Genomic DNA, 6,164 nt, shown 5'->3' with positions numbered 1-6,164 from the left:
CTGGACGCGTCCGGTGAGGTGCGTCTGGCGTTGCGGGCCGTGGAGCGGCCGGAGCTCGTGCCGCTGTCCTTCGCACAGCGCCGCCTGTGGTTCCTGCACCGCCTGGAGGGCGTGACGCCCACCTACAACATGCCGGCCCAGCTGCGGCTTCCCGGGCGGCTCGACGAAGCGGCGCTGCGGGCGGCGCTGGGTGACGTGGTGGCGCGGCACGAGAGCCTGCGCACGGTCTTCCCCGAGGTCGACGGCGTGCCGTACCAGCGGGTCCTGGACGGGGCCGACGCGGAGGTCGACTTCTCGGTCGTCCAGGTCTCGGAGACGGCCCTGGGCTCGGCGCTGGCGGTCGCGGCGCGGCGCGGGTTCGATCTGGAGCGTGAGCTGCCGCTGCGCGCGGACGTGTTCGTGCTGGGTCCCGAAGACCATGTCGTTCTGCTGACGCTGCATCACATCGCGGGTGACGGCTGGTCGTTGGTCCCGCTCACGCGTGACCTGTCGCGGGCGTACGAGGCGCGGTGCCGGGGTGAGGTGGCGGTGTGGGAGCCGCTGCCGGTGCAGTACGCGGACTACACGCTGTGGCAGCGCGAACTGCTGGGATCGCAGGACGATCCGGAGAGCCTGCTCAGCGCGCAGATCGCGTACTGGAAGGACGCGCTGGCCGGCCTGCCCGAACAGCTGAACCTGCCCGCCGACCGGCCGCGCCCCGCGGTGAACACCTACCGGGGAGACGCCTTCGGGCTGAGCGTCGGCGCCGAGGCGCACCAGGGTGTGGTGCGGCTGGCGCGGGAGTGCGGCGTCAGCGTGTTCATGGTGCTGCAGGCCGCGTCGGCCGCTCTGCTGACGCGTCTGGGCGCGGGGACGGACATTCCGCTGGGGACGCCGGTGGCCGGTCGGACCGACGAGGCGCTGGACGAGCTCGTCGGGTTCTTCGTCAACACCTTGGTGCTGCGGACGGACACCTCGGGCGACCCGACGTTCCGGGAGCTCCTGGCGCGGGTCCGCGAGGTGGACCTGGCGGCGTACGCGCATCAGGACCTGCCGTTCGAGCACCTGGTGGAGGTGCTCAACCCGCAGCGGTCCCTGTCGCACCACCCGCTCTTCCAGATCATGCTCGCCCTCCAGAACGCCCCGGGCGGGCAGATGGAACTGCCCCGTCCGGGGGAGCGGCGGCATGAAGCCGACGACGAGCGGGTCGGAACCTCCCGCTTCGACCTCTTCTTCACCGTCACGGAGAAGTACGGCACGCACGGGGAAGCCGCCGGCCTGGACCTCGTCGTCGAGTTCAGCACCGACCTCTTCGACCACTCCACCGCCCAGGACATAGGACGGCGCTGGTGCTCCTTCCTGGAGGAGCTGGTGGCCGCCCCCGACCATCGCGTCGGCGGGGTGGAGATCCTCACGGCCGAGGAGCGCACCTCGCTGCCGGCGGGCGTCGACGACGGTGGCGAGCTCGCCGCGTGGGTGCCGCTGGCGCGGTCGGTGCAAGAGCGGGTGGCGCGTGACCCGCGGGCCGTCGCCGTGGTCTCGGGCGAGCTCTCGCTCTCGTACGAGGAGCTGAACGCGCGGGCGAACCGGCTGGCCCGCGTCCTGCTCGCCCACGGTGCGGAGCCCGAATCGGTCGTGGCGCTGGCCCTGCCCCGCTCCCTCGACCTGGTGATCGCCCAGCTGGCCACGGCGAAGACCGGTGCGGCGTTCCAGGTCATCGACCCCCAGTGGCCGGCGGAGCACACCGAGGCCGCGCTCTCCGGCCGGCGACCGGTGCTCACGCTGACGTCCGACGGCGCCGCCGGTCCCGTACCCGCCGGGCCCGGCCCCCGGCTGGCCCTGGACGCCCCGGCCACGCTCGCCGAGATCGCCGGGCAGCCCGCGCACGACCTCACGGGCCAGGAGCTCGCCGCCCCGGTCACGGCCGCGCACGCCGTCTACGTCACGCACGTCTCCGGCGGCGACGGCATGCCGCTCCCCGTCGTGGTCGCCGGCACCCGCCTCGCCGCCGGGACCACGGCGCGGCTCGACGCCGACGCGGTGGTCCTGCACCTGTCCGCCGTCACGGCGGAGTCCGGCGTCGGCACGGTCCTCGCGGTCCTCACCTCCGGGGCCACGCTGGTCTTCCCCCGCTCCGAGGACGACGACCTCGGCGCGCTCGTGGCGGACCGGAAGGCGACCCACCTCGCCGCCACCGCCACGGCCGCCCTCGGCCTCCGGGCGGCGGGCGCCCTGAGCGGACTGACGGTCCTGGCCGACGGCGAGCGCTTCCCCGCGGGCCGCCCGGACTCGCCGGAGGGCGCGCCCCGCGCGCTGGTCGACGCGCGCACGTCGGCCGAGGCGGGTCCGCTCCGGGAGGCGGTGCGGTCCTACGTCCTGGACGGGCGGCTGCGCCCCGTCCCGCCCCACGTCGTCGGCGAGCTCTACCTGGCCGGCCCCGGCCTCGCCCGGGGCTACGCCGGGCTCCCCGGCGCGACCTCGCTCCGCTTCGTTCCGGACCCCTACGGCGCACCCGGCGCCCGCATGTTCCGCACCGGCGAGGCCGTGCGCGCGGACGCGGACGGGACCCTGCGCTTCCTCGGCCGCGTCGACGAACAGGCCGAGATCCGCGGCCTGCGCGTCGACATCTCCGCCGTCGAGGAGGCGATGGAGGCCTGTGCCGGTGTCGCCCGCGCGGCGGCCGCCCCGCGGAGCCAGGACGGGGCGGCCACGGCCGCCGAGGCCCGGCTGGTCGGCTACGTCCTGCCGGAGCCGGGCGCGGTGATCGACACCGCGGCCGTGCGCCGCACGCTGCAGACGGTCCTGCCGGAGCCGATGGTGCCCGACGTGGTGCTGGTGGTCGACGCCCTGCCGGCCGACCTGTGGGGGGTGCTGGACCGTTCCGCCCTGCCCGCTCCGCACTTCGGGCCCGCCCGCCGGCGTGTCGCACGGGCTCCGCAGGAGGAGATCCTGTGCGACCTGTTCGCGGAGATACTCGACCGGCCCACGGTCGAGGTGGACGACAGCTTCTTCGATCTCGGCGGGCACTCGCTGATGGGGACCCGGCTGACCTCGCGGATCCGGAGCGTCCTGGGAGCCGAGGTCGGCGTGGGGCACCTGTTCAAGGCCCCGACCCCCGGCGCGCTGGCCGCACTGATCAACGAGATGCGGTCCGACGCGGTCCGTCCCCCGCTGATCGCGGCCGAGAGCACCGAACTGGTGCCTCCCTCCTTCTCCCAGCGCCGCCTGTGGTTCCTTCAGCACCTCGAACCCGGGATGACGGCGTACAACATCCCCCTGATCCTGCGCCTCTCGGGCAGCCTCGATCAGGACGCGCTGCGCGCGGCGCTCCAGGACGTCGTGGGCCGGCACGCCTCCCTGCGCACCGTCTTCCCGGAGCGCGACGACGCCCCCTGGCAGCGGATCGTCCCGCAGGACCTGGCACGGCTGGACTTCACCGTGACGGAGATCGCCGAGAAGGAGCTGGCCCCGGCGCTGTCGGCCGCCGCGGAGGAGGGCTTCCGGCTGGAGCGGGACCTCCCCATCCGGGCCCGCGTCTTCCGCGTGGAGCCGACCGAGCACGTCCTGCTGATCGTCCTGCACCACATCGCCGGTGACGGCTGGTCGATGGGCCCGCTCACCAGGGACCTGGGCCAGGCGTACGCGGCGCGGCTGCTCGGCCGCGACCCCGTCTGGGAGCCGCTGCCCGTCCAGTACACGGACTACAGCCTGTGGCAGCAGCGTCTCCTGGGCGCCGCCGACGACGACACCAGCCTGCTCAACAGCCAGGTGGCGTACTGGTCCGGGGCGCTCGCCGGACTGCCCGAGCGGATCGAGCTGCCCTTCGACAGGCCGCGCCGCGCGGTGAACTCCTACCGAGGCGACGTCACGACGCTGGCCATCGGCCCGGACGCGCACAAGGGCCTGGTGGATCTCGCCCGCGAGACCGGCACCAGTCTCTTCATGGTGCTCCAGGCGGGTCTGGCCGCGCTGCTGTCCCGCCTGGGCGGCGGAGAGGACATCCCCCTCGGCACCCCCGTCGCGGGCCGCCTGGACGAGGCCCTCGACGATCTGGTCGGGTTCTTCGTCAACACGCTGGTGCTGCGGACGGACCTGTCCGGCGCGCCGACCTTCCGGGAGCTGCTGGACCGGGTCAGGGAGGCCGACCTGGCCGCGTACGCGCACCAGGACCTTCCCTTCGAGTACCTGGTGGAGCGGCTCAACCCGCAGCGGTCCCTGTCGCACCACCCGCTGTTCCAGGTGTCCCTCGCCCTCCAGAACACGCCGCAGGGAGCCTTCGAGCTGCCCGGGCTCCGGGTGGAGCTGGCGACCGTCGAATCCAGGTCGGCCAAGTTCGACCTGTCCCTCCAGCTCTTCGAGCGCAGGACGGACGACGGCGGGAACGCGGGGATCCAGGGCGCGGTGGAGTACTCCACCGACGTGTTCGACCGGGAGACCGTCGACGCGCTGATGGACCGCTGGCAGAGCCTCATGGCGGCACTCGTGGCGGCGCCGGACCTGCCGGTCGGCGAGGTGGCCAGGGACATGGGCCGCGCGACCCGGCCGGCCGGTACGCCGCCCACCAGCCGCCTGGACCTCGCCGAGGTCGAGGCGGCCCTCCGGGGACACCCGGAGGTCCTCCAGGCCGATCTCGTGGTCCGCGAGGACGAACCGGGCGTGGAGAAGCTGGTGGCCTACGTCACCGTCGCCGAGGAACACGGCCTCGACGAGCCGGGCCTCCTGGCCGGCCTGCGACGGACGCTGCCGCAGGAGCTGATGCCGTCCTCGGTCACCCTGTTCGAGCAGGCCCCCGAGGACCCGTCCGACGACGACGCCGTGGCCGGACACGGTGACGGCGACGCGGGCCGCCCGCCGGCCTCCCCCCGGGAGGAGCTGCTCCGCGCCCTGTTCGCCGAGGTCCTGGGCCAGCCGGTGCCGAGCGTGGACGCCGGGTTCTTCGAGCTCGGCGGACACTCGATGCTCGCGGTCCGGCTGGTGCGCCGCATCCAGGAGACCCTGGGGGCGCCGGTCAGCGTCATCGACCTGTTCGAAGCGCCCACCGTCGCCGAACTGGCCGTGAAGCTCGACGAGGGCACCGGTACGGACCCGCTGGGCGTCCTGCTGCCGCTGCGCCCGCGCGGCGAGAGCCACCCGGTGTTCTGCGTCCACCCGGGAGCCGGCGTGAGCTGGTCGTACGCCCGGCTGGCCCAGTTCCTCCCGGCGGACCGGCCGCTGTACGCCCTGCAGGCGCGCGGGCTGAACGGTGCCGAACCCCGCCCGTCCACCGTCGAGGAGATGGCGGCCGACTACCTGGCACAGATCCGGACGGTCCAGCCGGAAGGCCCCTACCACCTGCTCGGCTGGTCCTTCGGAGGCGTGGTCGCCCACGCCGTCGCCACCCGGCTCCAGCGGGACGGGGAAGAGGTCGGGATGCTGGCCGTCCTCGACGCCTATCCCCTGAACGCGATCGCGCGCGAGGTCCCCGTACCGGCCAAGAAGGAGATCATCGCGGGTCTGCTCGCCTTCCTCGGACATCCCGTGACCGAGGGGGAGGAACTCGACCTCGCCGAAGCCATGGTGATCATGCGGGAGCGGGGGAGTGCGCTGGCGACCCTCGACGACCGGGCGATCGAAGGCGTGGTCGACACCTTCTACAACAACATCGTGCTCCAGCGGGGATACGAGCCCGAGGTCTTCCGGGGCCCCGTCCGGCTGATCACGACCAGCGCGAACGCCCATCCGGACTGGCCCAGCCCGGCGGTGTGGACGCCCTACGTGGACGGTGAGCTGCGCGTCCACGACGTCGCGACCGAGCACGGAAGGCTCCTCGACCAGGAGGCGCTGGTCGAGTACGGCCCCGTCATCGCCGCCGATCTCAGCTGACAGACCGGCGCATTCCCGATCCACGCGGGGGGTGCCGCGCCGGCACCCCCCGCCACCACCGAGAAGAGGAACCATCATGACGAACCCGTTCGACGACCCGGACGCCACCTACCTCGTCCTGGTCAACGACGAGGGCCAGTACTCGCTGTGGCCCTCCTTCGCCGAGGTGCCCGCGGGCTGGGACGTCGCCCACGAGGAGGCCGGCCGTCAGACCTGCCTCGACTACGTCGAGGAGCACTGGACCGACATGCGCCCCAAGAGCCTCGTGAAGGCCATGGAGAACGGCGGGAACTGACGCTCCCGCAGGGACCCGCAGACCGTAG

Annotated in this window: 1 protein-coding gene and 1 pseudogene; both read left to right on the top strand. The window is 73.6% G+C overall.

Features of this window, described 5'->3' with window-relative positions; genetic code table 11:
- Positions 1–54: 54 nt before the first annotated feature.
- Positions 55–5,841 (top strand): annotated as a pseudogene (locus tag ACZ6J5_RS35735) (alpha/beta fold hydrolase); the annotation flags it as partial.
- A 76-nt stretch (positions 5,842–5,917) separates the two neighbouring features.
- Complete coding sequence (locus ACZ6J5_RS35730) at positions 5,918–6,136, top strand: MbtH family protein (protein WP_469398123.1); 219 nt, start codon at positions 5,918–5,920, stop codon at positions 6,134–6,136.
- The last annotated feature ends 28 nt before the right edge of the window (positions 6,137–6,164 follow it).

The sequence above is a fragment of the Streptomyces sp. NPDC042100 genome, assembly GCF_055582325.1.
Note: the sequence above shows the minus strand (reverse complement) of the source record. Positions and strands in the feature narration are given on the sequence as shown.

Coding starts and splice junctions, on each gene's coding strand:
- ACZ6J5_RS35730 (WP_469398123.1), top strand. CDS start 5,918: ATGACGAACCCGTTCGACGACCCGGACGCCACCTACCTCGTCCTGGTC.